Below are 22,889 nucleotides of genomic sequence, written 5' to 3'. Positions count from 1 at the left end.
TGCGCAGGCATCCTAGCTACGCGGGGGCTTGGCCCCTCCCGCGACCGGACTTTCACCGGCTAGAGATTGCGTGCTTAGCTGGGCACGCTGCTTCCAGAATGCCGCCTACCAGGCGGGCGTAGACATCATAGCCCTTGATCAGTCCGGCCGTCTCCGTGTTAGATTCATATATAAAATTATTCTTCATACTCCGGTTCATTGTCATCTGTTTATTCTCCATTACTTCGTCCCCTTAATCGCTGCAAGCGGCACGCATTTCGCTACTACTGCCGCCAGCCCCGCGCCTGTGACACTTTCGATAATTTCATCCACATTCTTATAAGCCTGCGGCGATTCGTCGAGGATGGCTTCCAGCGAATGCTGGTTGACGACGATCTCATCCTCCCTGCCGACCTTCATCGCACGGGAGAAATCATGGACCGACACCAGTCGCTTCGTAGCCGAACGCGAGCGTGCACGGCCCGCCCCGTGGCAGATGGAATAATAATTGGCTGCTCCGCCATTCTGCCCGGCCATTATATACGAGGCGGTTCCCATCGAACCTGGGATCAGGGCCGGATGCCCCGTCTCCGCGTAAGGCCGCGGATTGTCCGGATGGCCGGCCGGCAGGGCCCGGGTCGCTCCCTTGCGGTGCACGAACTTCCGCCCCTGCGGCGTCTCTTCCTCCCAGGCGTAGTTGTGCATCAGATCGTAGAGCGTCTTGAGCTCGCATTTCGTGCCGAACACATCGCGGAAGCCTTCCCGCACGGCATAAGCGATCAGATGCCGGTTCACGACTGCATAGTTCAGCGCCGAGTACATCAGCTGGACATACCGCTGCGCCTCGGGATGGGAGAGCGGAGCATAGATCAGGCGCGGATCGGCGCTGCCCAGCCCCAGCTTCCCCATCACCTTGGCAAAGGCCGGTGTGCAGAACTGGTTAACCATGCCGCCCCAGGCCCGTGAGCCGGAGTGGATCATGACGGCAATCTGGCCGTCCCGAAGTCCCCAGGCTTCGGCCACCTCGCGTTGTTCATCGGCAATCTCAATTGCCTGGATCTCCACGAAATGATTCCCGCCGCCCAGTGTTCCGAGCTGCCGGTGCCCCCGGTGCCAGGCCAGCTCGGGCAGCTCATTCAGAACCTCTTCATTGAAGGCCAGCTTGCCGATCTCCACATGGCTCAGACTGGTCGATTTCTTCGGCGTGTAGCTGTCCGGCAAGTATTTGTTCGGCAGCCCGTGCAGTCCCTTCTTCACGATGTTCTCCAGCCGGATGTCGCTGTAGGTTCCCCGCTGCTGCGCCTCCATCGGCAGATAGCGTTCAATCGCCCGGACCAGCTTGCGCCGCAGCTTCACATCGCGCAGATCGTCCTTATGCAGAGTGGTCAGATGCACCCGCATCCCGCAGCCGATGTCGCTGCCGACAATGGACGGGGACACATAGCCTTCCGCCGCATCCCATACGGCCGTCGTTCCGATACAGGTGCCGACGCCCACATGGACATCGGGGGTGTAGCTCATATACTCAATTCCGGGAATCTGTAAGTTGTTGTTCGCCATTTCGAGCACTTTATAGTCAAGTCCGGCGAAGAGTTCATCGCTCGCATATACCGTCAGATCGCCGCCGGGAAGAGCGACCTCATGTTTGTAACGCGGCCAGTCCTGGCCGGCTGATTGCTGCATGTTATTCATACGGATTATTCATTTCCTTTCCCAATTCAAAGTTCTTTATCGTTCATCGCTGTCATCAGTACAATTCCGTGTACGCCAAAAAGAGCCGCAGATCATCATCTGATCCACGGCTCTCTTAAGAGTTCCCTGTTAGCCGGCCTCACGGCCAAGTCAAATATCCATGCTGCGCACCTATACCGCAGGTCCGCTCACGGTATAGTCAGGTGGCATCATGTCTCCCGGACGGGGCCGGCAGGATCAGATGTTCCATATGCGGTTGTACGCTGTTTAAGTTCAGTCATGATCTGCCAGGCCTCCCTTCATATTTACTAGAACCCATCATAGACGCGTATTTCCGATTCTGTCAACCCTTTTTCTTCCAACCTGCAATTATTTGAATTTATGCCAATCCTGGTTGCTGTTCGCCAGCAGATGGGCAAAATCATTGTCCAGACGCTTTTGCTCCGCCTTGCGCTGCTCTTCGGCGGCCTGCCGTGCAGCTTCCTTCTTGGCGTTCTCTTCGGCCTTCAGCGCATCCGACTGGGCCTTCAGCTTGTTCAGCACATCGCTGCTCAGCATATCTTTCAATGTGGCCGGAGCATCTGTTGCCGCCGGGCGCGGAGCGCTTACGGGCTTCTTTTTCTTCGCCATGTTAATCATCCTTTCGGGCCCCTCTGTTCAGCGTGGGCTGTTTTAGGGGCAGGTCATTTCGTTTATAATGTACAATAAGAGGTGAGCCTGATGAAATCAATAGATTTATGTCCACGGTTACAAAAAAGCATGGATATTATCGGCAGACGTTGGACGGGCTTAATCATCTATCAATTGCTCCAGGGGCCACAGCGTTTCAGCGAAATCGAAGCCGCCCTGCCCATCAGCGGCAGACTCCTGTCCGAACGCCTCAAGGAACTGGAACAGGAAGGCATTGTTCTGCGCGAGGTATTCCCGGAAACACCCGTAAGAATTCAATACTCCTTGACGGATAAAGGCCGGGGGCTTGAATCGGTCATCCGTGATCTGCAGGAATGGTCGGACGCCTGGATCGAGCCGGGCGATTGCCGTCCGCAGACGGCGGCCCAAGACAAGCGAGAGTAGGATTCCGACAGCACGGCGATGGCTTGCACTTGCGGCCTACAGCTTGCGGCCGATAATCACCAAATCACGCTGCACACCGTCCAGTTCGGCGACGCCGGGCAGCAAGCCCCATTGCGTAAAGCCGAACTTCGCCAGCAGGCTGAGACTCGGTTCATTATGGCCGAATACAAAGCCGACCAGATTCTCAAGGCCAAGGCGCGGGGCCTCCTCCAGCGCCTTGGCCATCAGTAATCTTCCGGCGCCGGTGCCGCGGTACTTCTCGCCTACATAGATACTGACTTCAGCGGTCGCATTGTACGCAGGCCGGCCGTAGAAGGACTGGAAGCTGAACCAGGCGGCGATTTCTTCTCCTTGCTTCAGCACCCAAAGCGGCCGGTGATGGCTGTTATGCTCATGAAACCAGGCCAGCCTGTCCTCCACCGTGACCGGTTCCAGGTCGGCTGTCACCATTCTTCCCGCAACCGTCGAATTATAAATCGCCACAATTGCCGGAAAATCGGCAAGTGTTGCATCCTCAATACGGTAATCTTCCCATACCATTCTATTATCCCCCTATTACGTATAGCTTCTCTTGTTGAGTTCGTCTTTATTGGTTATTATCGGCAGCACGGTTCTTCATCAGCCGGTGTTCCGTTACTCCCGTCTGCTCCAGGCTCCAGTTCCACAGCTGCCCGGCCGTGTGCCTGTCCTGGCCCCGGGATGTCAGCTCTTTCACCTGGCGGCGGTAGAAGTACTCTCCTGACACTTGTTTCAGCTCCGGTGCGGTGGCCAGATAGATTGCCGTCTCTGCCCCTTGCTCCGGAGTAAGGAAGACATGGGAGAGCAGCTTCAGTATCCTGCGGCCAAAGCCTGTCTCCCGGTTGACGCCGATACTCGTACCCACCGCGCCGGGGTGCAGGCAGTTCACAGTAATAGCCGTACCGTACAAGCGGGAGGCCAGCTCACGGGTGAAGAGAATATTGGCCAGCTTGGACCTGGCGTAGGCCTTCGCCGGATTGAAGCCGCGGGACAGCGTATGGTCATCCAGATACAGCTTTCCGATCTTGTAGGCACCGGAGGCCACCACAACAATTCTTCCCTGTTCCGCCGCGTGCAGCCGCTCAAGCAGCAGATCAGTCAGCAGAAAATGGCCGAGATGATTGACCCCGAGGTCCATCTCGTAGCCGTCCCGGGTCAGCTCGCGCTTAAGCGTAACCACGCCGGCGTTGTTGATCAGCACATCCAGCACCGGATAGGCAGCAGCGAACTGCTCTGCAAAGGCGCGGATGCTGGCGAAGGAAGCAAGATCAAGCAGCATCAGCTCTATGTGATCCGAGCCGCTGAGCCGCCGGGCTTCGGACAGCGCAGCTTCCCCGCGTTCCCGGCTGCGGCAGGCCATGATGACCTTCGCTCCCCTGCGGGCCATCTCAATCGCCGTCGCCAGCCCCATCCCCGAGTTGCCTCCGGTTACGATTACGGTCTTCCCTCTCATGGACGATCCTCCCAGCGCCCGCAGTATGCAGCCATAAGGCAAGCTATAGCCGTTCCCGGGCGGGTGTTTTAAGCTTATGTTACATCATTTGCGGCCGACTAGAAAGCTCTGACTTGAGAAAGAGGGCGCCAGCCTGCCGATCACTTCAGAGCCCGGACACACAGCGGCGGCTGCAGACAATCCTGTCTGCAGCCGCCGCTGTGTCTTGCTTTCTATTTCCATGCAGGCTTCAGGGCAATGAGGCGGTCATCCTCTCCGCCGGGCTCTCCCCGGCCGTCGCGGTTGTTCGTCAGCAGGTAGAGCGTACCGTCCGGTCCTTCGGTGATATTCCGGATCCGTCCCCATTCCCCGCGGAACAGCTCCTTCACCGAAGGCTGTCCGTCTTCTCCCTCAGGAGAAATATGCAGCACCTGCTCTCCGGCAAGATTGGCTACCAGCAGTTCGCCTGCCCACGGCCCCCGGGTAATGAAGGTCATCCCCGAAGGCGCCCACGTCTCATCTCCGCTGTGCAGTACAGGAGGCTGCAGCCCGTCGCCGCTTTCGCTGCCCTGGATCACCGGCCATCCGTAATTGGCGCCGGGCTCAATGATGTTAATCTCGTCATGTGCCGATTGCCCGTGCTCAGAGCTGTAGAGTACGCCGGTATCCGGCTGCCAGGCGAGGCCCTGGGCATTGCGGTGGCCCCAGCTGTAGACAGGTGATCCGGGCCACGGGTTGTCCTCCGGGATGGAGCCGTCCGCAGCGATGCGCAATATTTTGCCGCCCAGGCTATCCTGCTCCTGGGCCAGATCCGGCTCATAACGCTCACCGGTAGTAATATACAGATAGCCGTCCGGACCGAATTTGATCCGTCCGCCGTTATGGTTCCGCTCACCCGGGATGCCATCCAGCAGCACCTTGTCAATGTCTGCCTGGCTGCTGCCGAGCCGCAGCCGCAGTACCCGGTTCAGCACCGCATTGTCTTCGCCCCGGTAGGAATGATATACATAGGCATAGTGGTTCTCCAGGAAGTCAGGATCAAGTGCGAGCCCGAGCAAGCCGCCTTCCCCCTCGCTCACAAACGGCTCCATCAGCGTGAGCAGCGGCGTCTGCCGCAGCTTGCCGTTCTCAATGACCCGCAGGCTGCCGGAACGCTCAGTCAGCAGGATGCGTCCGTCCGGCGCCACCGCCAGCTCCCATGGCACATCCAGTCCGGTAACCAGCACTTCGGCGGTATAGGGGAATTCGGACAGGTCAGCAACTTCTCCAGTTGTCCCGCTGCTTGCCGGAAGCTGCGGAGAGGCTGTCTCCGCCGCTTCCGAAGGCAGCGCAGCCGGCGATGTGCCGCCCGGCTGTCCCTCCAGCCGCGGACCGTTTGTTTCCATGTGATCCTCTATTAAGCCCTGATCCGGTGAAGCCGAGCACGCCGTCAGCCCTCCCAGCATCAGGAGTAAAGCGCCGCGCAGCACCTGGAACCGTGCACCTTTGCCGGTTTTGCCCATAGCTTACACCTCCCATCAGCTTTTTTGCCCTATTTACCCGGCCTACAGCTTCACTAAACCCTTAGGGATGAACTTGTTTCTATTTCGGTGCTCTGCGTGCAGCCTGCGGGGGAATGGTCTATAATGAGAGCATTGCAGCTTGGCTTGGAAATGAAAGGGGATTATGAACCATGAATGAAGCGTTGAAGGTGCTCGAGCACCGGATGGCGGAGGGCAAGCTGGACGCCCTGCTCGTCACCGATCCGAAGCATGTATATTACTTAACTGGGTTCGCCAGCAATCCGCATGAACGGTTCCTCGGACTGCTACTGATCCACGGAGAGGAACCGGTGCTGATCGTGCCGGCGCTGGATGCCGAGGCCGCACATGCCGCCTCCTCTGTGAAGAGCATTGTCACCCACAGCGATACCGATAACCCTTACGAACTGCTGAAGGCCCGGTTTGGCGGCAAAAGCCCGCAAGCGGTCGGTATCGAGAAGGATCACTTCTCGGTCAGCCGCTTCGAGCTGCTCGCCGCGTCCGTATCCGCCGGCGGCTTCAGCGACATCGGCCCGTGGCTCCGCTCCCTGCGTGCCAAGAAGACACCGGAGGAAGTCCGCCGCATGAAGCATGCCGCCGAGCTGGTAGAGGAGGTGCTTCGCCAGGGCCTTACCCATGTCAAAGCCGGCGTAAGCGAAATCGAGCTGGTCGCCGAGCTCGACTATCTGATGAAGAAGGTGGGGGCTTCCGGACCATCCTTCGATACAATGGTGCTCTCCGGGCCCAATACGGCTCTGCCGCATGGCGTGCCGGGAAGCCGGCGCATCCAGCCGGGCGATCTGCTGATGTTCGATCTCGGCGTATACGCCGCCGGTTATGCCTCCGACATTACCCGCACCTTTGCGGTGGAGAGCGTGGACGGCAAGCTTGAAGACATTTACAACGCCGTGCTGGCAGCCAATGAGGCGGGCCTTGCCGCCAGCCGCGCCGGAGCAACCTTCGGCTCAGTGGACAAGGCGGCGCGCGATGTCATCGAAGCGGCCGGCTATGGCGAATACTTCGTGCACCGGGTCGGCCACGGCCTGGGCATGGACACCCATGAATACCCTTCGCTGCACGGGCTGAACGAGGATATCATTGAAGCTGGCAATGTCTTTACCGTAGAACCAGGGATCTATGTTCCGGGAGTTGGCGGCGTGCGGATCGAGGATGATGTATTCGTGACTCCGGAAGGCCCGCAGACGCTGACCAGCTTTCCAAAGGCGCTGACCGTCCTGCATCTGTAGGAGTGTCCGGCCAGAACCGATAACTTTGCAGAACCAAGTAAACACGGCTACAGCATGGAAGAGATAGTTTCTTATCCTTCAAAAAAAAGCACAGGCTTCGCAGCCCTTCGGGCGCGGAACCTGTGCTTTCTTTTATTGGCGGGAAGCTGCAGCGTCTGGAGCTGACCCTGCCGGCGCCTCATCCTCGGCAAAGCTGAAGGAGCGGGCGATGTACAGGATCGGTGTGCCTGCGGCTGTCAGCACGAACTTGATCAGATAGGTGGTCAGCAGAATCTCGGTCCAGACCTTCCAGTCATAGATACCGGCAAAAGCGATTGTGCAGAAGATCAGCGTATCCACAAACGAGCTGACCATCGTGCTGCCGTTGGAGCGAATCCACATCTGGCGCGGAGTGCCGTAATATCCGCGGATCCAGGAATACATCCGTACATCCAGCAGTTGGCTGACGAAGTAAGCCGACAGGCTGGCCAGCGCCAGGCGCGGCATCAGTCCGAAGATCATCTCCAGCGGCTCCTGGGCAAAATCCGTAGACGCAGGCTCGAAGAACAGCACCATCTGCATCAGCGCCGTCGTCATCAGCAGCGTGAAGAAGCCGAACCACACCGCCCGGCGCGCTTCAGCCCGGCCGAATTTCTCATTCAGCAGATCGCTGGTCATGTAGAGCGTTACATACATCGTGTTGCCGAGAGTCATTACGATATCAAAAGGCATGACAATCGTTTTGGCCACCTGGATATTGGCAATGACCGTTGCTACGCCGACCCAGGCATACAGCCCTTTTTTGCCGAACAAACGATAGCATACCAGAAAAAAAGCAAAATTGACGACAACAAACAAAATCCCCCACAGCAAATTAAACATGAAACCTGTATTCCTCCTAGTTTTGGTTACGCGGGATGGTTACGAACCGCGGTATTAAGTACTCTATCACATTCTATTGATAATAAGCCGGTTGTCAATTCATAAAAGCTGGTTTTTCAGCAAATGTTCAGTACTTCAATATTTATTCATAATTTTCAGAAAAAATTAGCTAACATCAAACATTTTTCACTATTCAACCGGGGGTTAATTCTATAGAATAGTTATCAATCGGTTTTACGTTAACAACAGCCTTACATAAGTTTTGTCGGAAAAGGGGAGACCATTATGTCGCGCTTTAAAAATTCAATCGGCCGGAAATTTACAATTCTTTTATTCATTGTCCTGTTGCTCACCTCACTGGCGCTGAGTATCAGCTTTTATAACAGTTCGATGAGCACGATCAACCAGTACGTAATGCCGCAGATCGACAAGATTTTATCCTCTACGGCACAGGATGTGTTCAAGGGTCTGAATGTCACCCATGCCCAGCAGGCGCAGAGCAAGAGCGATCAGGCAATTACCAATGTCAAGTTCTACTTCAAGGACAAGCTTGGACAGCATGACGTAGAGACGATTTTTCTCGCCAACTTGAAGGAAGGCAAGGCTACCATCGTAACTGCAGACCAGAACTCCCCATTGGTACCGGGAGAAGAAATCGCCGTCAATTCTGCGATGGAGCAGGCTTCCAAGGGCAAGCCGGGCAACAGTGAAATCTACAGTGACAGCCACGGAATACATAAGACGGCGTATATCGGGATCTCCGGCAGCACGCTCGTCATTGGAGTAAGCTCCGATGTCCGCTTTGTACAGGACAAAATCAACAGCATTCTCTGGAACAGCGCAAGCATTACCCTGCTGGCCCTGATTGTCGGACTCGGCGCCTCAATACTTATGAGCCGCAGAATTACCCGTCCCCTCTCCCAATTGATCGGCTACAGCAACAAGCTGGCTGCCGGGGACTTCACACAGACACTGACAATCCGCAGCAAGGATGAGGTCGGCCAGCTCTCGGCCAGCTTCGGCAGCATGGCTGAGCAGCTGAAGCAAATGATCAGTCAGGTGCTGGGCACCTCCCAGAGCGTAATCACCGATGCCAATGACTTGAAGACACGCGTCAATGTGCTGCGCGATATGGCCCAGCATTCCTCCCAGTCCGTAGAGGAGATCGGCAAGGGCAGCGCTACGATTGCCAGCAGCGCGCTGGAGAACGCGCGGGCCATGGAAGAAATCAATATCGGCATCCAGCATATTGCCTCCGCCGCCGGCGAGGTTACCGAGCAGATCAGCGAGGCTTCGGTGGAAGCCGGCAGCGGCAACGAAATTGCGCAGACTGCCGTTGAACAGATGCGGCAGGTCGCACTGGCATCCGGCAAATCGCTGGAGCAGTTCCGCCTGATGAACGAACGCTCCCTGATGATCGGCGAAGTGGTCCAGGGCATCACCGAGATTACGAAGCAGATCCAGATGCTCTCGCTGAACGCCTCCATCGAAGCGGCGCGGGCGGGTGAGCATGGCCGCGGCTTCGCCGTCGTCGCCGGCGAGGTACGCAAGCTCTCCGAGCAATCCAAGGAATCCAATGAGCAAATCCGCGAATTCCTGCTCAGCCTGCAGGAGGACATGAACCGCTCCGTCGAGGAAATGAACCATGTCAACCAGGAGATCGCCTCGGGTGCCGGCAAAGTCAGCGAGGCCGGCAACGCGTTCAGCCATCTGCTGATTCTGATCCAGAGCATCAATCACAGTGTGCAGTCCGTGTCGGCCGCTACGCAGCAAATCTCTGCCGGCACCGAGGAAGTCAGCGCCTCCGTCGAGGAGACCGCGCAGATCACCGCCAAATCGCAGGCCAGCGCGGGCATGCTGGCACAGAACTCGGCGCGGCAGGACGAGGAGCTTGAGGGCCATACACAGACGGTGGAACATCTGCATGAGCAGGTCATCCGGCTGCAGGAAGCCATGAGCCAGTTCAAGATTTAAGCCGAGCTGAGGGAGGATGGCTGGTGGGTCCGGTGATGTGAAAGAAGCGGGTGCTGGGGGTGCCGGGACCGTCAGGACCGGGGGCCGTCGGGGCCGGAGGGCCGTCAGGGCCGGGGGCCGTCAGGGCCGGGGCCGTCAGGACCGGGGCCGTCAGGACCGGGGCCGTCAGGACCGGGGCCGTCAGGACCGGGGCCGTCAGGACCGGGGGGCGTCGGGGCCGGGGCCGTCAGGACCGGGGCCGTCAGGACCGGGGCCGTCAGGACCGGGGGCGTCGGGACCGGGGGGCCGTCGGGACCAGGGGCGTCGGGACCGGGGGGCCGTCGGGACCAGGGGCGTCGGGACCGGGGGGCCGTCGGGACCAGGGGCGTCGGGACCGGGGGGCCGTCCGGGCTGGGGGCCATAATTGCATTCTGTACACTTATTTTCATCAAAACCCACTAAATTCTCCAGATAGTTGCATTCTGTGCAGCTATATTTCGGGGAATGCGCTAAATTCAGAGTAATTCCGGTTTTTAGTTGTACGAAATACAGCTATTGCATCCAAATTCCTTTCTCGAAGAGATTTAGTTGTACAAAGTGCAACTAAAAGGTGCCCAGCATTCTTGTATGGCATAATAATAAGGTATTGCTAGACGTATGGACAAGGCGGGGCCGGGATAAACACATCCCGGCCCCGCCTTATTCGTCTATAGTGATCTTTTGATTGACCGCAGCGTCAGGCTTGCGCCGTCTAATGCCGCGGAGCCCATAATATCACCGACACGCCGATCATGCAAATCACTGCACCGATCCAGTCATACATATCCGGTGTCTTCTTGTCCACCAGCCAGCCCCACAGTATAGCCAGCACGATAAACACTCCGCCATAGGCAGCGTAGACCCGCCCGAAGGAAGGAAAATTCTGCAGCGTCGGGATAACGCCGTAAGCGATCAGAATAACCGCTCCGACAAAGCCGTACCAAAGCGGCCGCCCTTCCCGCAGCCACAGCCATACAAGATAGCCGCCTCCGATCTCGGCAAGTCCGGCAACTATGAACAGCAGTACCGCAACAGCCATGCTATCCCTCTTTCCGGGGCAAGCCCATAATTTCATAAACTGCATCCATATTCAGATTGGCGCTGACGGCGTCGGCCAGCCGGTCAAATTCCTGTTCGCGCAGTGCGGCTGAGGAGAAGCTGGCTGATAATGGCGCCAGGCCCTTCTCCTCCCGCAAGCCATCCAGCCATGCTCTGCGCAGCCTGTCGCTGTGGAACACACCGTGCAGGTACGTGCCCCAGATGCGGCCGTCCGGTGTGCCCCAGCCTTCCGGCCGCCGTTCGCCTTCCGGACCTTCCAGCATGAACAGGCTGCGGAGAGCGTCAGCCTCCCGGTTCACCGTGGTGCCCATATGAATCTCGTAACCGCCGACTTGCCATTCTCCGGCTTCACCGCCGCCGGAGTTGCTGGAGCTGCTCGAGTTACTAGAGTTGCTAGAGCTACCAGAACTGACGGAGTTGCCAGAGCTGACAGAGCTGACAGAGCTACTAGAGCTGTCAGAGCTATCAGAGCTGGCTGAGATACCAGAGCCGACGGAGCTACTAGAGCTGGCAGAGCTGGCAGAGCTGGCAGAGCTACCAGAGCTAACAATGCCGCCCAGGCGCAGCGGGTGTCCGTCCGCCAGCACACCTTGTGCCCGCACGGTGGTCTTCTGCGGCAAAAAAGTGGTCGCCAGCGGCAGGTAGCCAAGCCCGGCACACTCCGCCGGGCCGGCGCTCTCCACGCCATCCGGGTCAAGCAGCTGCGCGCCCAGCATCTGATAGCCGCCGCAGATGCCCACCAGCTGCTGCGTTCCGCGCGCCAGTGCCTGCGCAATCGCTGCGGGGAAGCCCTGGCTGCGCAGATGCTCCAGGTCGGCGGCCGTGTTCTTCGTCCCCGGCAGTATAATGGCATCCGGCGTTCCCAGCTCATTGGCCGAAGACACGTAACGTACGGCGGTATCCGGCTCCAACTCCAGCGGGTCGAAATCGGTAAAGTTAGAAATGCGCGGATAACGGATTACGGCGATGTCGAGCTCCTTGCCCAGCGCCTGATCCGGCCTACCGTGGAGGGTATCCAGTACGACAGAGTCCTCCGCCTCAATCCGCAGCTGCGGCAGATAAGGCAGCACGCCCAGCACCGGAATGCCGGTACGTTCCTCCAGCCAATCCAGCCCCGGCTGCAGGAGTGAGAGGTCGCCGCGGAACTTGTTGATGATGAAGCCCTTGACCCGGGCCCGCTCATGCGGCTCCAGCAGCTCCAGGGTGCCGACCAGGAATGCGAACACGCCGCCCCGGTCGATGTCAGCGACAAGCAGCACCGGCGCGTCGGCCCAGCCTGCCAGATTCATGTTAACGATATCCCGCGATTTCAGGTTAATCTCCGCCGGACTTCCGGCGCCTTCTATCAGGACCACGTCGTATTCTGCTCGCAGCCGGTCCAGTGCAGCCAGCACAGTTCCCTTGGCCTCCGGCAGGAATTTCTCACGGTATTCCCGTGCGCTGAGCGCCGTATGAGGCACACCGTGCACGACGATCTGTGCACTCATCTCACCGGAGGGCTTCAGCAGAATGGGGTTCATATCGGTGGTCGCCGTGATGCCGAAAGCATCGGCCTGCATGCCTTGGGCACGTCCGATTTCCTTGCCGTCTGCGGTGACATAGGAATTCAGCGCCATATTCTGTGATTTGAAGGGCGCTGCTCTGTAACCGTCCCGGGTCATGATGCGTCCGATGGCGGCAGTGACGAGACTTTTGCCGACATCGGAGGCCGTTCCCTGCAGCATCAGCACCGCAGCCCGTTTATGATTCGATCCTTCTATTGTCCCCTGATCCTTCATCATTAGCTTCTCCCCGCTCTCTTCCTGCTGCCGGACTGCCCGCGAAGCAGGGATATAGTTTGGTCGTTAAACCTGCCGCATCTACGGCGCTTAACTACCAATTGTATTGCAGCAGAACCAGCAGAAGCAGCAGCACGGCTTCCAGCCCTTCGTTCAGCGCGCCGTACACGTCGCCGGTGAGCCCGCCGAGCCGCGCGTTCACCCGGCGCGCCGCCAGGGTGCCGCAGGCCCATGCGGCCAGCGGCGCCAGGCAGGCGGCCGCGAGCAACAGCGGCCACCTGCCGCTGTCCGCGCCAAGCGCCAGAGGCGCCGCGGCCGCGGCCAGCGAGAGCAGCGCGGCGCACAGGAACGTGCGCCGCTCCTGCCGGGGCGGCAGGCCGGCGAAGCTGCCGGCCAGCCCCTCCTTGCCGCGGGCACCCGGATAGCGGGCCATCGCCCGCACCATGTACCAGCGGCTCCACACCGGCGGCAGCAGGAGCAGCGTCAGCTCCGCATAGCGGCCGCCGCTGATAACTGCCGCCAGCAACGAAGCCTTCAGCAGCAGCAGCAGGACGCAGGCCAGCACGCCCATGGCTCCGACGCGGCTGTCCTTCATAATCTCCAGCATCCGCTCCCGGGTGCGGTAGCTGAGCAGGGCATCGGCGCTGTCCATCCAGCCGTCCAGATGCAGCCCGCCGGTCAGGCCCACCCACAGGATGAGCGTCAGGACGGCAGCGGGCCAGTCCGGCAGCAGCCAGCCCGCCGCTGCGGCGCAGAGTGCCGCGCTTCCCCCGATGGCCGCCCCGACCAGCGGATAATAGGGCACGCTGCGCTGCAGCAGCCCGCCGGAGAACTCCCCTCCCCCCTTCACCGGGAAGCGGGACAGAAACTGAAATGCCGCAGCGGCATCCCCGCGCATGCTCATAGCTTGTACTCCCGGCTCTTCAGCTCAATGGGAATACCGGCGGTAACGAGGAAGACCTGCTCGCAATCGGCCGCCAGCAGCGTATTCATCCGCCCGGCCAAATCGCGGTATAACCGCCCCAGTGCATATTCCGGCACAATGCCATCGCCCACTTCATTGGTGACCAGCACCAGCGTTCCCTCAAAAGATCCCACGCTCCGCACCAGCCTGGTGATCTCCGCTTCGACAATCGCCGCTGCGTCCGGCTTGCCTTCAGCGGCCAGCAGCACATTGGAGAGCCAGAGCGTCAGACAATCTACCAGCACCGCCTTGCCGCCGGACAGACGGTCCAGCACCTCCGGCAAGCGGAAGGGCTCCTCCAGCGTCTCCCACCGCCCGCCGTCTCCGTCGCGGCGCACCCGGTGGAGAGCAATCCGCGCCGTCATCTCTTCATCAAAGGCTTGTCCTGTCGCCACATATATAGCCTGGCCGGCCAGTGAGAGCGTCAGCCGTTCGGCAAAGCCGCTCTTGCCGCTGCGTGCCCCACCCGTAACGAGAATGCTCATACGCTCTCTGCTCCCGACACGCCTGCGCTCTCAAATGTCGCCATCTCCCGCATAATGCGGCCGGAGGCTTCCACCAGATGCAGGCACAGCGCTCCGCCGGTGCCTTCCCCAAGCCGCAGCCCCAAATCCAGCAGCGCTTCGAGTCCCAAATGCTCCAGCATGAGCCGGTGCCCCTGCTCGCCGGAGATATGGGAGGCGATCATATAGCCTGCCGCCTCCGGCGCCAGCGCTTTGGCGGCCAGCGCTGCAGCACCGGAGATGAAGCCGTCCAGAATGACGGGAACGCGCTCCGCCGCCGCGCCCAGAATCAGGCCGGCGAGACCGGCAATTTCCAGGCCGCCCACCTTGGACAGCACATCCAGCGGATCGGCGCAGTCCGGGCTATTCACATCCAGTGCCCGCTGTACCACCTCTATCTTGTGACGCAGCCGCCCGTCGTCGATGCCTGTGCCGCGGCCGACGCCCGTTTGCGGAGGCACGCCTGTCAGCGCACAGAATACGGCTGCGCTGGCGGTTGTATTGCCGATGCCCATCTCGCCGGTGATGAAGATCTCCGTTCCGCCGGCCACCGCTTCACGGGCGATCCGCGCCCCGGCCAGCACGGCCTGCAGCGCTTCCTCACGGCTCATTGCCGGGCCTTCCGCCATGTTGGCTGTGCCATAGCGCACTTTGGCCGCAATCAGCTCCGGATGGCTCAGCTCGCCGTCAATGCCGATATCGACCAGCTTCACCTCCGCCTGCGCCTGCCGGGCCAGCACGTTGACGGCTGCGCCGCCGTCCAGGAAGTTATAGGCCATTTGCAGAGTCACCTCCTGCGGAAAGGCGCTGATGCCCTCGCTGCACACCCCATGGTCTGCAGCCATAACCACTACCGTCCGCTTGCCGTAGAGCGGTTGTTCCGTTGACGATATTCCTGCCAGGCGGACAGCCAGCGCTTCCAGCCGCCCCAGGCTGCCCGGGGGCTTCGTCAGAATGCCAAGGCGCTGCTCGGCACGCTGCATAGCCTGTTCATCCACCGGTGCAATGCGCCCGGTCAAATCCTTCAATGCTGAGAGTTCTGCGTTCATAAATTTCTCCTCCTCGGCTTCAGCCGATCGCCTAGTGGCAATATGTAATCCGATTGATGTAGCACTAACTGTTCCGCAGCCGGCACAAAGCAAACAAGCCCCTTCCTAAATGAAGGGGCTCCTGTACAATGACCGTCTAGTTATTAGCATTCCCCTGTTTCTTCCCTAAGGATTATAGGGGATATGCCACCATCTTACAATTACATTTTTCTTTGCAAAAAGCGTTCCATCCGCTCCAGCGCCTCGCCCAGCTTCGTCTCAGAAGCAGCGTAAGAGCAGCGGATATGGCCTTCGCCGCCCGGCCCGAACACATGGCCCGGGACAGCCGCGACACCGGCCTCGCGCAGCAGCCGCAGGGCGAACTGCTCCGAGCCCATTCCGGAATCCACGATGGAAGGAAAAGCATAAAAGGCGCCCTCGGGCTGATGACATTCAAGTCCGATCTTCTGCAGCCCGGACACGAACATGGCACGGCGCTGCCGGAAGCTCTCCTTCATCCGTTCCTTGTCGGGCATGGCCGTGCGCAGCGATTCAAGCGCTGCGATCTGGCCCAGCACCGGTGCACACATCGCGGTGTATTGGTGAATCTTCAGCATCGCAGCCAGCAGCTCATAGTTGCCGCAGGCGTAGCCAACCCGCCAGCCGGTCATCGCGAACGCCTTGGAGAAGCCGCTGATGACTACCGTCCGCTCCTTCATGCCCGGCAGTGAGGCAATACTCACATGCTTCCGGTCATACGTAAGCTCGGCGTAGATTTCATCCGAGAGCACGATCAAGTTATGCTCCCGGACAAGGTCCGCAATCGGCTCCCAGTCCTCATAGCTCATCACCGCCCCCGTCGGGTTGTTCGGGTAATTGACCATCAGCAGCTTCGAACGCGGCGAAATTGCCTGCCTTAGCGCATCGGCGGTCAGCTTGAAGCCCTGTTCCGCCGCGGACGGCACCTCCACCAGCGTTCCGCCGTTCAGATGGGCGATTGGCGAGTAAGCAATATAGTTCGGCGTAGGAATAATGATCTCATCGCCCGGTGCGGTGAACGCGCGCAGCGCCAGATCGACGGCCTCGCTGCTGCCAACCGTGACGATCACCTCATCGGCGGGATGATAGGCCAAGCCAAAGCTGTCCTTCATGTACCGGGCAATCTCTTCGCGCAGCTCCGGCAATCCGGCATTCGGAGTATACATCGTCTCTCCGCGTTCAAGTGCACGGATGCATGCCGTCCTCACTTGCTCCGGTGTCGCAAAGTCCGGTTCGCCTACTCCTAATGAAATAATATCGTTGTTACCCGCAGCTAAATCAAAGAAAGCGCGGATACCCGAAGGCTGAATCTCTCTGACGCGGGGGGCAATCCACTCCCGGGCCGCTGACGAGCTGTGCCTAGACATGGACGTTCACCTGCCGTTCCCGATCATCCGGGCCAAGCTCCGCAGCCGCCGGTATGACTGCTGTCCCCGCCGCCCTCACCGAGGCTTGCCGCCAATCTGTACTATGAGCATGCATCTGCGCTTCCCCGGCTTCACACGTATTCCGCTTCCGTTCACCGCTTTCAGCATTTGCATCCATCTGCTCTTCCCCGGCTTCACACGTATTCCGCTCACGTCCGCCACTCTCAGCATTAGCATGCATCTGCTCTTCCCCGGCTTCACACGTATTCCGCTTCTTTCCGCCACTCTCAGCACTTGCATGCGTCTGCTCTTCCCCGGCTTCACACGTATTCCGCTTCCGTCCGGCACTTTTAGCACTTGCGTGCATCTGCTCTTCCCCGGCTTCACACGTATTCCGCTCACGTCCGCCACTCTCAGCACTTGCGTGCATCTGCGCTTCACCAGCTCTCTCGGCATTCGGGAGCTCCGGTTCCTGTCCTTCTGTCCGGCCCTGCAGCTTATCCGGTTGACCCGCTCTCCCCCGCTCCTTCAGCGATTCCGCGATGATCCGGTCGAGCAGTCCGCTGAAGCTGTAGCCGGCGGCCCGGGCGCTTTGCGGCAGCAGGCTGGTCTCTGTCATTCCCGGCAGGGTATTGACCTCCAGCACATACGGCACGCCCTCCAGAATAAGCATATCGATCCGTGCGTAGACGGAGCATTTCAGCGCCTTGTAACAGGTCATGGCGGCAGTCTCCACCCTGTGCCGGATATCGCCGTCCAGCTCGATAATGCGCTCATCCGCCCCGCCCCGCTCATATTTGGCCCCGTAATCGAACCAGCCTTCCGTCAGCGGCTTAATGCTGAGAAACGGCAGCAGGTCGCCGCCCAGTATGGAGCAGGTAATCTCTTCGCCTGCAGTAAAGCGTTCAATCAGCACTGAAGCATCCTCGGCAAAAGCTTTCTCCACCGCATTCCGCAGCTCGCCGCCCGAATATACCTTCGTCATTCCGATGCTGGAGCCGCCCGAATTCGGCTTCACCATCACCGGATAGCCCAGCCGCTCCACGGCTTCAGCATCATATTCGTCCACGCTGTCCCAGCATACCCAGTCCGGAGTAGGCACGCCGCTTGCGCGCAGAATGGTTTTGGAGAGATGCTTATTCATGCACAGGCTGCTGGCCAGCACACCGCTGCCGGAGTAGGGAATCCCCAATGTCTCCAGCGTTCCCTGGACGGTACCGTCTTCACCGTAGGCTCCGTGGAGCGCAAGCAGTGCAAAATCCAGGTCCTTGACTCCGGCAACCAGATCCTCCCGCTCCTTAATGACAACCGGAACCGCCTCGTATTTGCTGCGGTCCAGATATTTGAGCATCTCCCGGCCCGTATTCAGCGACACTTCCGCTTCCGAGGATACCCCGCCCATAATTACGCCTATCTTCATGATGTTCATCCTCCTTTTATATTCCCATTAACTGGCGTGCCGCTTGACCGATGATGGCGATTCCTGTCCGGATATCCTCGTCACTCACTCTGGAGAAGCCCAGGCGCAGCGTGTTTTGTCCGCCGCCGCCCGTAAAGAAGCGCTCTCCCGCCGTAAAAATAACTCCCCGCTCCAGACATACCTTCAGCAGTTCTCCGGTATCGAAGCCTTCGGCAAAGGTGACAAAAAGATGCAGTCCGCCGTCTCCCGACAAGGACTTGTAGGGCAGCTCGTTCTGGCAGCAGGCCACGGTCAGCTCATATTTGCGTTTATACTCTGCCCGTGCCCGCTTGAGATACTTCTCCAGATTGCCGCCCAGCAGGTACTGGTACAGTATGGACTGGTCCAGCGTCGAGGTATGGATGCTGCGCGCCCGCTTCACGCTTTCGAGATAATAGATCAGCTCGCTGTCGGCCAGCACCCAGCCTACCCGCAGTCCCGGGAACAGCACCTTGGAGAAGCTGCCGAGATAGACCACGCCGTTCCCGCTGCCCGCCGCCGCAATCAGCGGCGCCACATGGCCGCCGGAGTAGCGCAGCTCCTCACTGAACCCGTCCTCGATCACCGGCACCTTATAGGCCGACATGAGCTTCACCAGCCGCTGTCTTTTTTCCGGCGACATGACAATGCCCGTTGGATTATGGTAAGACGGTACAAAGTACGCAAAATCGTATTGTCCATCCTCCAGCGCGGACTGCAGCTCCTCCAGATTGATTCCGTCCCGCTCCATCGCCACACCCCTGATCCCGAAGCCGTTCAGCCGCAGATTCTTGAGCGCCGTATGATGGGTCGGATTCTCGCACAGCACGGTGCCGTGCTGCTGGCCCAGCGCCGACAGCACCAGATCAAAGCCTTCGGTGAAGCCATTCGTAATCAGCATATCCTTGCCGCGCAGATCCACGCCTTTATGCTCCATATATTGCTTCAAATAGTCGATTAACGGCTTATAGCCCTTGGCGTAGCCGTAATTCAGCAGAATATCGCCTTCGACGGCCATCCGTTCGAGAAAAGCCTTGCGGACTGCCCCAAGATCAAACAGGCTTTCATCCGGAGCAATGCTTGTGAATGAAATCGTCCCTTTTCCGGCACGGATTCCGTGCTTCATAATATCCAGCTCCTCGGCCAGCAGCGCCCGGCTGCTCAGCCGCTGCTTCCAGTCAAGGTTCCAGCGGGGGGCCGCCGTACTGTCCTGGATGGCTGCGGGCGACACATAGTGGCCCTGACCCTGGACCGTGTACACGAATCCGTCATCCTCCAGACCCTCATAGGCCGAAATAACCGAGTTGCGGCTGACCTTCAGCAGCAGGCTGAGCTCACGGGTGGAAGGAAGCCTCTGGTCTCCCTGCAGCGCTCCCCGCGCAATCAGCTGCTTCATATAATCCTTGACCTGGATATAGACCGGTCTTCCGGCAATCCGTTTGAAATCGTTGTACATCCGTTTCATCGCCCCCATAGCTATCATGGCATAGTCAACGCGCGAAAAAAAGAACCACGCTCCCGGGATTTTCTTCCGGACGTGGTTCCTGGGCGGGCTAAGCCCGCATTTTCACATTAGCTATTATGCAATACCCGCTCTTCCTCCGGCGGCACCCGCCTGTTAACTCCGGGAGCGTCCCCGGAACAGGTTAATCACAAAGAGGACCCCGGCAACCAGGAGCAGCAAATGAATAAGATTGCCGACAATATCAAAGATGAATCCAAACAGCCATACGACAACAACTAATCCGATTAATCCCCACAGCATAAGCTTACCGCCTTTCTCCCTAGGGGTGTTTGTCTCTTTTATACCCTAAGGAAGGAAAGTTTAAACGGTAGGGGGCTGGAGCAGGCTGGCTGGTTCATTCCAATGCGGTCCTACCTTACTGTAAAAGGGCCAAACCGGGCAAAGCCCGCTTCTTCCGGTAGCTCCCCGGTGCCGATTGCCGCTGCGAACAGACCGAATTTGACTCCGACCCAGGCGCTTTGCGGCTCCTTTAACCGGAAGGAGGTTCCCAGCTCAGTGTAAGCTTCTCCGTCCAGACTGTACGCCAGCCGACAATCCGCTTCTTCGCCCACGGTCAGCCGCAGATACACAGCATCCGCAGCCAGGGTTACACAGCTGTCCGTAAGCGTATCCTCCGTCTCGCCTGAGCTTGCCGGCTGACTTTCGAACCGGCCCAGGCAGAGTCCGCCGTCCTCGCCGGGGAACAGACTTAAGTACACGGCCTTATGTCCCAGTACGACCAGGCCTGCACGTTCAGACGGTGCGCGGAACTGCGGCGTAATCTGCACCTCCGCAGTGAATGCCGGAGCGGCGAATTTCTGCAACAGCAGCTGCGGCGCATCGAACAGCCGCTGATCCTTGGTTCCCGGCGGCACACAGTTGAGCTGCAGGCCCGGAACTGTACCGCCGGGCGAGAGCCAGCGCGCTTGCGGATTGGCCTGCCACTGCCACTGCAGCCCGGGCCGCCTTCCGGCGAAATCATCCGAGGTCTGCGGTACAGCGGTCGGTATCGTCACGGCTGCCTCCGGCTTCGGCCACTCGGCTACCGGCTCCCCGGTCAGGCTGCCGGCTGCCGCCTGGCCCATGACCGGCCAGCCGTCACGCCATTCCACCGGCTGCAGATGGACGATGCGGCCATAAGGGCCCTTGTCCTGGAAATGCAGGAACCAGTGCTCTCCGCCCGGCGTGTCCACCCAGCCCCCCTGATGAGGACCGTTCACCGGGGTGCCGCCCTGCTCCAATACGATCTGGTCCTCATACGGACCATAAATATTCCTGGAGCGGAAAGCCGCCTGCCAGCCGGTCGGTACGCCGCCTGCCGGGGCAAGAATATAGTACCAGCCGTCTCGCTTGTACATCTTTGGGCCTTCCAGCGTCGGATGGTCCACGGTTCCGTCTATAATCAGCCGTCCTTCATCCAGCAATGCTCTGCCGTCCGGACTCATCTCGTTCACATGCAGAATATGCTTGATGCCGCTGCGGCTCTGCGCGAAGGCGTGGACCAGATAAGCCCGGCCGTCCTCATCCCAGAACGGGCACGGGTCGATCCAGCCCTTGGCCGCCTTGACCAGATGGGGCGCCGTCCACTTGCCCAGCGGGTCCTCAGCCGTCACCATGAAGATCCCTTCATCGGGAGTGCCGAAGAAAATCCAGAACCTGCCGTCATGATGGCGCAGGCTGGGCGCCCAGACGCCCTTGCCGAACTGCACCTCATCATATCCGGGCAGCTCAAGCCGTTCAATGGCATAATTGACAATGGTCCAGTTCACCAGATCGCGGGAATGCAGAATCGGCAGGCCCGGCATGTGGTTGAAGCTCGATGCCGTCATGTAATAGTCCTCCCCGACCCGGATCACATCCGGGTCGGAATAGTCCGCATACAGTACGGGATTACGGTAGTTTCCGTTCCCCAGGTCAGACACCCAGGGCGCATTCGTTGTCTTCATGAATTAGCTCCTTCCAGACCGGGCAGCCTTCCGCCCGCCGGGTTATTGTGCCGCTTTCTCCTGCTCCAGCAGCGATGCCCATTCATCCAGCATTTCCTTGGCCGTGATCTGCTTCGCCATAACCTTCTGGATCAGCGGCTCCACCGATTTCTGCACATTGGCATAGCCCGGCAGATAGTACGGCACATCGGAGAACTTCGTTTCCCCGCTGTTCAGCAGATCGGAGGCCGATTTCATGTAAGGCACGCTCTGTACCCACTCGTCGGCGGCAGCGTCTTTGTTCGCCGGAATTTCGCCGTACAGCTTGCCGTACTGGCTGTTGATATCATGCGACAGGTAGAAGGTCATGAATTTCCAGACCGCGTCCTTGTTCTTCGCCGATTTGCTCATCGTCAGACCCAGCGGCATCAGACCCGGGTGCTCGCGGTAGCCCTTGACGCTCTTCGGGAAAGGTACGGCTTCGAACTTCGTATAGTCCCCGCCGAAGGCTTTCTCGTGGGAGCTGGCCGAGCCGAGATTGTGCACGACGATGCCGGCTTTGCCAGACTGGAAGGTGGCTGCCAGCTCACTCCAGCCTTTGTTCAAGTCGTCCTCGGGTGTATATACATTGTAAGCGCCGAGATATTTTTCCACAAATTCAACATTGAGCGGGTCATTAATTGTCGCCTTGCCGTCTGCCGTGAAATAGTCGGTGATGCCCGAGTAAGCATACATCAGCATTTCCAGCGTATTGGCACTGCCCGCTCCGCCGCGGATACTGAGCCCGTAACGGTCCTTCGACTTGTCAGTCAGCTTGGCCACGGCGTCGAAGAATTGGTCCCAGTCCTCCGGCATCGTCAGCCCGGCTTCCTTGAACCAGTCCGGACGCACCCACAGGTTCCAGGTTTGCGAGCTGTATGGGAGCGCATACAACTTTCCTTCTTTGGCATCCAGCTTACGGTTACTGGCGATCAGCTCAGGGTTGATCAGGTCTTTGTCCGCCCACTGCTCATAATAGGTATCAAGCGGCTCCAGCACGCCACGCGCCAGCAGATCGGATTTGAAATCATTCATAATATCCGGCGCCTGGTCGGCGGAGATGGCTACGTTGACCTTTTGCTCATAGGCGGCAAGGTCACCCGGAACACCGAGATAATCCACGTCGATATCCGGATTCTCCTGCTCGAACTGCTTAACAATTTCTTCGAAAAAGGCATTGCGCTCCGTCGTGACGGCCGCCGCCCAGAAGCTGATTTTGGCTTTCTCGCCGCTCGAGGCTTTGGCATTGCCGCTATTCGCCGCGGCTGCTCCGTCTCCCCCGCTGTTTGCACTGTTATTTGCACCGTTGTTTCCGCCGCAGCCGGCCAGCAGCAGCAAGAGCGCCGCCGAAGCGAGTGCCGTGCGTTTCGCTTTGTGTTTCCCCATCATATTGTGATCCTCCCCAATTGAATTTCGTTTGTATATCCAAA

At 59.1% G+C, this 22,889-nt stretch carries 20 protein-coding genes and 1 pseudogene; 3 read left to right on the top strand and 18 right to left on the bottom strand.

What is annotated here, in order from left to right:
- Positions 1–52: 52 nt before the first annotated feature.
- The 3 genes from F1379_RS29680 to F1379_RS02210 all read right to left on the bottom strand — a co-directional run bounded on the left by F1379_RS29680 (position 53) and on the right by F1379_RS02210 (position 2,301).
- Positions 53–220, bottom strand: coding sequence for a hypothetical protein (locus tag F1379_RS29680; RefSeq protein WP_162551033.1), 168 nt, complete (start codon positions 218–220; stop codon positions 53–55).
- A complete protein-coding gene (locus F1379_RS02215) occupies positions 220–1,671 on the bottom strand; it encodes an RtcB family protein (protein ID WP_150265829.1) in 1,452 nt (483 codons plus the stop codon). Before F1379_RS02215 ends, F1379_RS29680 begins: the two co-directional genes overlap by 1 nt.
- Before the next feature lie 369 nt (positions 1,672–2,040).
- Positions 2,041–2,301, bottom strand: a complete 261-nt coding sequence (locus F1379_RS02210; RefSeq protein ID WP_150265827.1) for a YqkE family protein — start codon at positions 2,299–2,301, stop codon at positions 2,041–2,043.
- A gap of 90 nt (positions 2,302–2,391) precedes the next feature.
- Here F1379_RS02210 and F1379_RS02205 point away from each other — a divergent pair, with 90 nt between their 5' ends.
- Positions 2,392–2,745: a winged helix-turn-helix transcriptional regulator gene (locus F1379_RS02205; RefSeq protein WP_150265825.1), complete on the top strand. Its 354-nt coding sequence runs from the start codon at positions 2,392–2,394 to the stop codon at positions 2,743–2,745.
- A 36-nt stretch (positions 2,746–2,781) separates the two neighbouring features.
- Here the strand turns inward: F1379_RS02205 and F1379_RS02200 are convergent, their stop codons facing one another.
- The 3 genes from F1379_RS02200 to F1379_RS02190 all read right to left on the bottom strand — a co-directional run bounded on the left by F1379_RS02200 (position 2,782) and on the right by F1379_RS02190 (position 5,697).
- Positions 2,782–3,285 (bottom strand): GNAT family N-acetyltransferase, encoded by a 504-nt coding sequence (locus F1379_RS02200; protein WP_150265823.1) that lies wholly within the window; start codon positions 3,283–3,285, stop codon positions 2,782–2,784.
- Positions 3,286–3,331: 46 nt separating this feature from the next.
- Entirely contained in the window at positions 3,332–4,216 is an 885-nt protein-coding gene (locus F1379_RS02195; protein ID WP_150265821.1) for an SDR family oxidoreductase, read from the bottom strand.
- A gap of 212 nt (positions 4,217–4,428) precedes the next feature.
- Complete coding sequence (locus tag F1379_RS02190; protein ID WP_239004512.1) at positions 4,429–5,697, bottom strand: PQQ-dependent sugar dehydrogenase; 1,269 nt, start codon at positions 5,695–5,697, stop codon at positions 4,429–4,431.
- A 170-nt stretch (positions 5,698–5,867) separates the two neighbouring features.
- On the opposite strand from F1379_RS02190, the gene F1379_RS02185 reads away from it, so the two are divergent.
- On the top strand, positions 5,868–6,962 hold the full coding sequence (locus F1379_RS02185) for a M24 family metallopeptidase (protein ID WP_150265819.1): 1,095 nt from the start codon (positions 5,868–5,870) through the stop codon (positions 6,960–6,962).
- 132 nt (positions 6,963–7,094) lie between these two features.
- Here the strand turns inward: F1379_RS02185 and F1379_RS02180 are convergent, their stop codons facing one another.
- Positions 7,095–7,823 carry a queuosine precursor transporter gene (locus tag F1379_RS02180; protein WP_150265817.1) on the bottom strand — a complete coding sequence of 243 codons (729 nt, stop codon included), beginning with the start codon at positions 7,821–7,823 and terminating at the stop codon, positions 7,095–7,097.
- A 285-nt stretch (positions 7,824–8,108) separates the two neighbouring features.
- Between F1379_RS02180 and F1379_RS02175 the strand changes: the two genes are divergently transcribed.
- Positions 8,109–9,797, top strand: coding sequence for a methyl-accepting chemotaxis protein (locus tag F1379_RS02175; RefSeq protein ID WP_150265815.1), 1,689 nt, complete (start codon positions 8,109–8,111; stop codon positions 9,795–9,797).
- Positions 9,798–10,527: 730 nt separating this feature from the next.
- Here the strand turns inward: F1379_RS02175 and F1379_RS02165 are convergent.
- From F1379_RS02165 to F1379_RS02115, 11 genes and pseudogenes are all read right to left on the bottom strand, one after another.
- Positions 10,528–10,854 (bottom strand): YnfA family protein, encoded by a 327-nt coding sequence (locus F1379_RS02165; protein ID WP_150265813.1) that lies wholly within the window; start codon positions 10,852–10,854, stop codon positions 10,528–10,530.
- Position 10,855: 1 nt separating this feature from the next.
- Entirely contained in the window at positions 10,856–12,652 is a 1,797-nt protein-coding gene (locus F1379_RS02160; RefSeq protein ID WP_150265896.1) for a cobyric acid synthase, read from the bottom strand.
- A gap of 94 nt (positions 12,653–12,746) precedes the next feature.
- On the bottom strand, positions 12,747–13,556 hold the full coding sequence (gene cobS, locus F1379_RS02155; RefSeq protein ID WP_150265811.1) for an adenosylcobinamide-GDP ribazoletransferase: 810 nt from the start codon (positions 13,554–13,556) through the stop codon (positions 12,747–12,749).
- On the bottom strand, positions 13,553–14,101 hold the full coding sequence (gene cobU, locus F1379_RS02150) for a bifunctional adenosylcobinamide kinase/adenosylcobinamide-phosphate guanylyltransferase (protein ID WP_150265809.1): 549 nt from the start codon (positions 14,099–14,101) through the stop codon (positions 13,553–13,555). Before cobU ends, cobS begins: the two co-directional genes overlap by 4 nt.
- Entirely contained in the window at positions 14,098–15,168 is a 1,071-nt protein-coding gene (gene cobT, locus F1379_RS02145; RefSeq protein WP_150265807.1) for a nicotinate-nucleotide--dimethylbenzimidazole phosphoribosyltransferase, read from the bottom strand. Before cobT ends, cobU begins: the two co-directional genes overlap by 4 nt.
- Positions 15,169–15,368: 200 nt before the next feature.
- Complete coding sequence (locus F1379_RS02140; RefSeq protein ID WP_150265805.1) at positions 15,369–16,553, bottom strand: aminotransferase class I/II-fold pyridoxal phosphate-dependent enzyme; 1,185 nt, start codon at positions 16,551–16,553, stop codon at positions 15,369–15,371.
- 514 nt (positions 16,554–17,067) lie between these two features.
- Positions 17,068–17,973: pseudogene (locus tag F1379_RS30175) on the bottom strand (D-alanine--D-alanine ligase); the annotation flags it as partial.
- Between the two features lie 16 nt (positions 17,974–17,989).
- A complete protein-coding gene (locus F1379_RS02130) occupies positions 17,990–19,447 on the bottom strand; it encodes an aminotransferase-like domain-containing protein (protein ID WP_150265801.1) in 1,458 nt (485 codons plus the stop codon).
- A gap of 162 nt (positions 19,448–19,609) precedes the next feature.
- Positions 19,610–19,756 carry a lmo0937 family membrane protein gene (locus F1379_RS02125; RefSeq protein WP_150265799.1) on the bottom strand — a complete coding sequence of 49 codons (147 nt, stop codon included), beginning with the start codon at positions 19,754–19,756 and terminating at the stop codon, positions 19,610–19,612.
- Positions 19,757–19,866: 110 nt separating this feature from the next.
- Positions 19,867–21,441: a glycoside hydrolase family 43 protein gene (locus tag F1379_RS02120; RefSeq protein WP_150265797.1), complete on the bottom strand. Its 1,575-nt coding sequence runs from the start codon at positions 21,439–21,441 to the stop codon at positions 19,867–19,869.
- Positions 21,442–21,483: 42 nt separating this feature from the next.
- Positions 21,484–22,848 carry an ABC transporter substrate-binding protein gene (locus F1379_RS02115; protein WP_150265795.1) on the bottom strand — a complete coding sequence of 455 codons (1,365 nt, stop codon included), beginning with the start codon at positions 22,846–22,848 and terminating at the stop codon, positions 21,484–21,486.
- Positions 22,849–22,889 lie beyond the last annotated feature (41 nt).

It is taken from the genome of Paenibacillus tepidiphilus, from assembly GCF_008635795.1.
Taxonomy (GTDB): Bacteria; Bacillota; Bacilli; order Paenibacillales; family Paenibacillaceae; genus Paenibacillus_AQ; species Paenibacillus_AQ tepidiphilus.
The sequence above is the reverse complement of the archived record's forward strand: the minus strand, read 5'-3'. Positions and strand labels throughout refer to the sequence as shown.

Excerpts from the sequence above, each read along its gene's own strand:
- F1379_RS29680 (WP_162551033.1), bottom strand. The coding sequence starts at position 220 with ATGGAGAATAAACAGATGACAATGAACCGGAGTATGAAGAATAATTTT.
- F1379_RS02215 (WP_150265829.1), bottom strand. The coding sequence starts at position 1,671 with ATGAATAACATGCAGCAATCAGCCGGCCAGGACTGGCCGCGTTACAAA.
- F1379_RS02210 (WP_150265827.1), bottom strand. The coding sequence starts at position 2,301 with ATGGCGAAGAAAAAGAAGCCCGTAAGCGCTCCGCGCCCGGCGGCAACA.
- F1379_RS02205 (WP_150265825.1), top strand. The coding sequence starts at position 2,392 with ATGAAATCAATAGATTTATGTCCACGGTTACAAAAAAGCATGGATATT.
- F1379_RS02200 (WP_150265823.1), bottom strand. The coding sequence starts at position 3,285 with ATGGTATGGGAAGATTACCGTATTGAGGATGCAACACTTGCCGATTTT.
- F1379_RS02195 (WP_150265821.1), bottom strand. The coding sequence starts at position 4,216 with ATGAGAGGGAAGACCGTAATCGTAACCGGAGGCAACTCGGGGATGGGG.
- F1379_RS02190 (WP_239004512.1), bottom strand. The coding sequence starts at position 5,697 with ATGGGCAAAACCGGCAAAGGTGCACGGTTCCAGGTGCTGCGCGGCGCT.
- F1379_RS02185 (WP_150265819.1), top strand. The coding sequence starts at position 5,868 with ATGAATGAAGCGTTGAAGGTGCTCGAGCACCGGATGGCGGAGGGCAAG.
- F1379_RS02180 (WP_150265817.1), bottom strand. The coding sequence starts at position 7,823 with ATGTTTAATTTGCTGTGGGGGATTTTGTTTGTTGTCGTCAATTTTGCT.
- F1379_RS02175 (WP_150265815.1), top strand. The coding sequence starts at position 8,109 with ATGTCGCGCTTTAAAAATTCAATCGGCCGGAAATTTACAATTCTTTTA.
- F1379_RS02165 (WP_150265813.1), bottom strand. The coding sequence starts at position 10,854 with ATGGCTGTTGCGGTACTGCTGTTCATAGTTGCCGGACTTGCCGAGATC.
- F1379_RS02160 (WP_150265896.1), bottom strand. The coding sequence starts at position 12,652 with ATGAAGGATCAGGGGACAATAGAAGGATCGAATCATAAACGGGCTGCG.
- cobS (WP_150265811.1), bottom strand. The coding sequence starts at position 13,556 with ATGAGCATGCGCGGGGATGCCGCTGCGGCATTTCAGTTTCTGTCCCGC.
- cobU (WP_150265809.1), bottom strand. The coding sequence starts at position 14,101 with ATGAGCATTCTCGTTACGGGTGGGGCACGCAGCGGCAAGAGCGGCTTT.
- cobT (WP_150265807.1), bottom strand. The coding sequence starts at position 15,168 with ATGAACGCAGAACTCTCAGCATTGAAGGATTTGACCGGGCGCATTGCA.
- F1379_RS02140 (WP_150265805.1), bottom strand. The coding sequence starts at position 16,553 with ATGTCTAGGCACAGCTCGTCAGCGGCCCGGGAGTGGATTGCCCCCCGC.
- F1379_RS02130 (WP_150265801.1), bottom strand. The coding sequence starts at position 19,447 with ATGTACAACGATTTCAAACGGATTGCCGGAAGACCGGTCTATATCCAG.
- F1379_RS02125 (WP_150265799.1), bottom strand. The coding sequence starts at position 19,756 with ATGCTGTGGGGATTAATCGGATTAGTTGTTGTCGTATGGCTGTTTGGA.
- F1379_RS02120 (WP_150265797.1), bottom strand. The coding sequence starts at position 21,441 with ATGAAGACAACGAATGCGCCCTGGGTGTCTGACCTGGGGAACGGAAAC.
- F1379_RS02115 (WP_150265795.1), bottom strand. The coding sequence starts at position 22,848 with ATGATGGGGAAACACAAAGCGAAACGCACGGCACTCGCTTCGGCGGCG.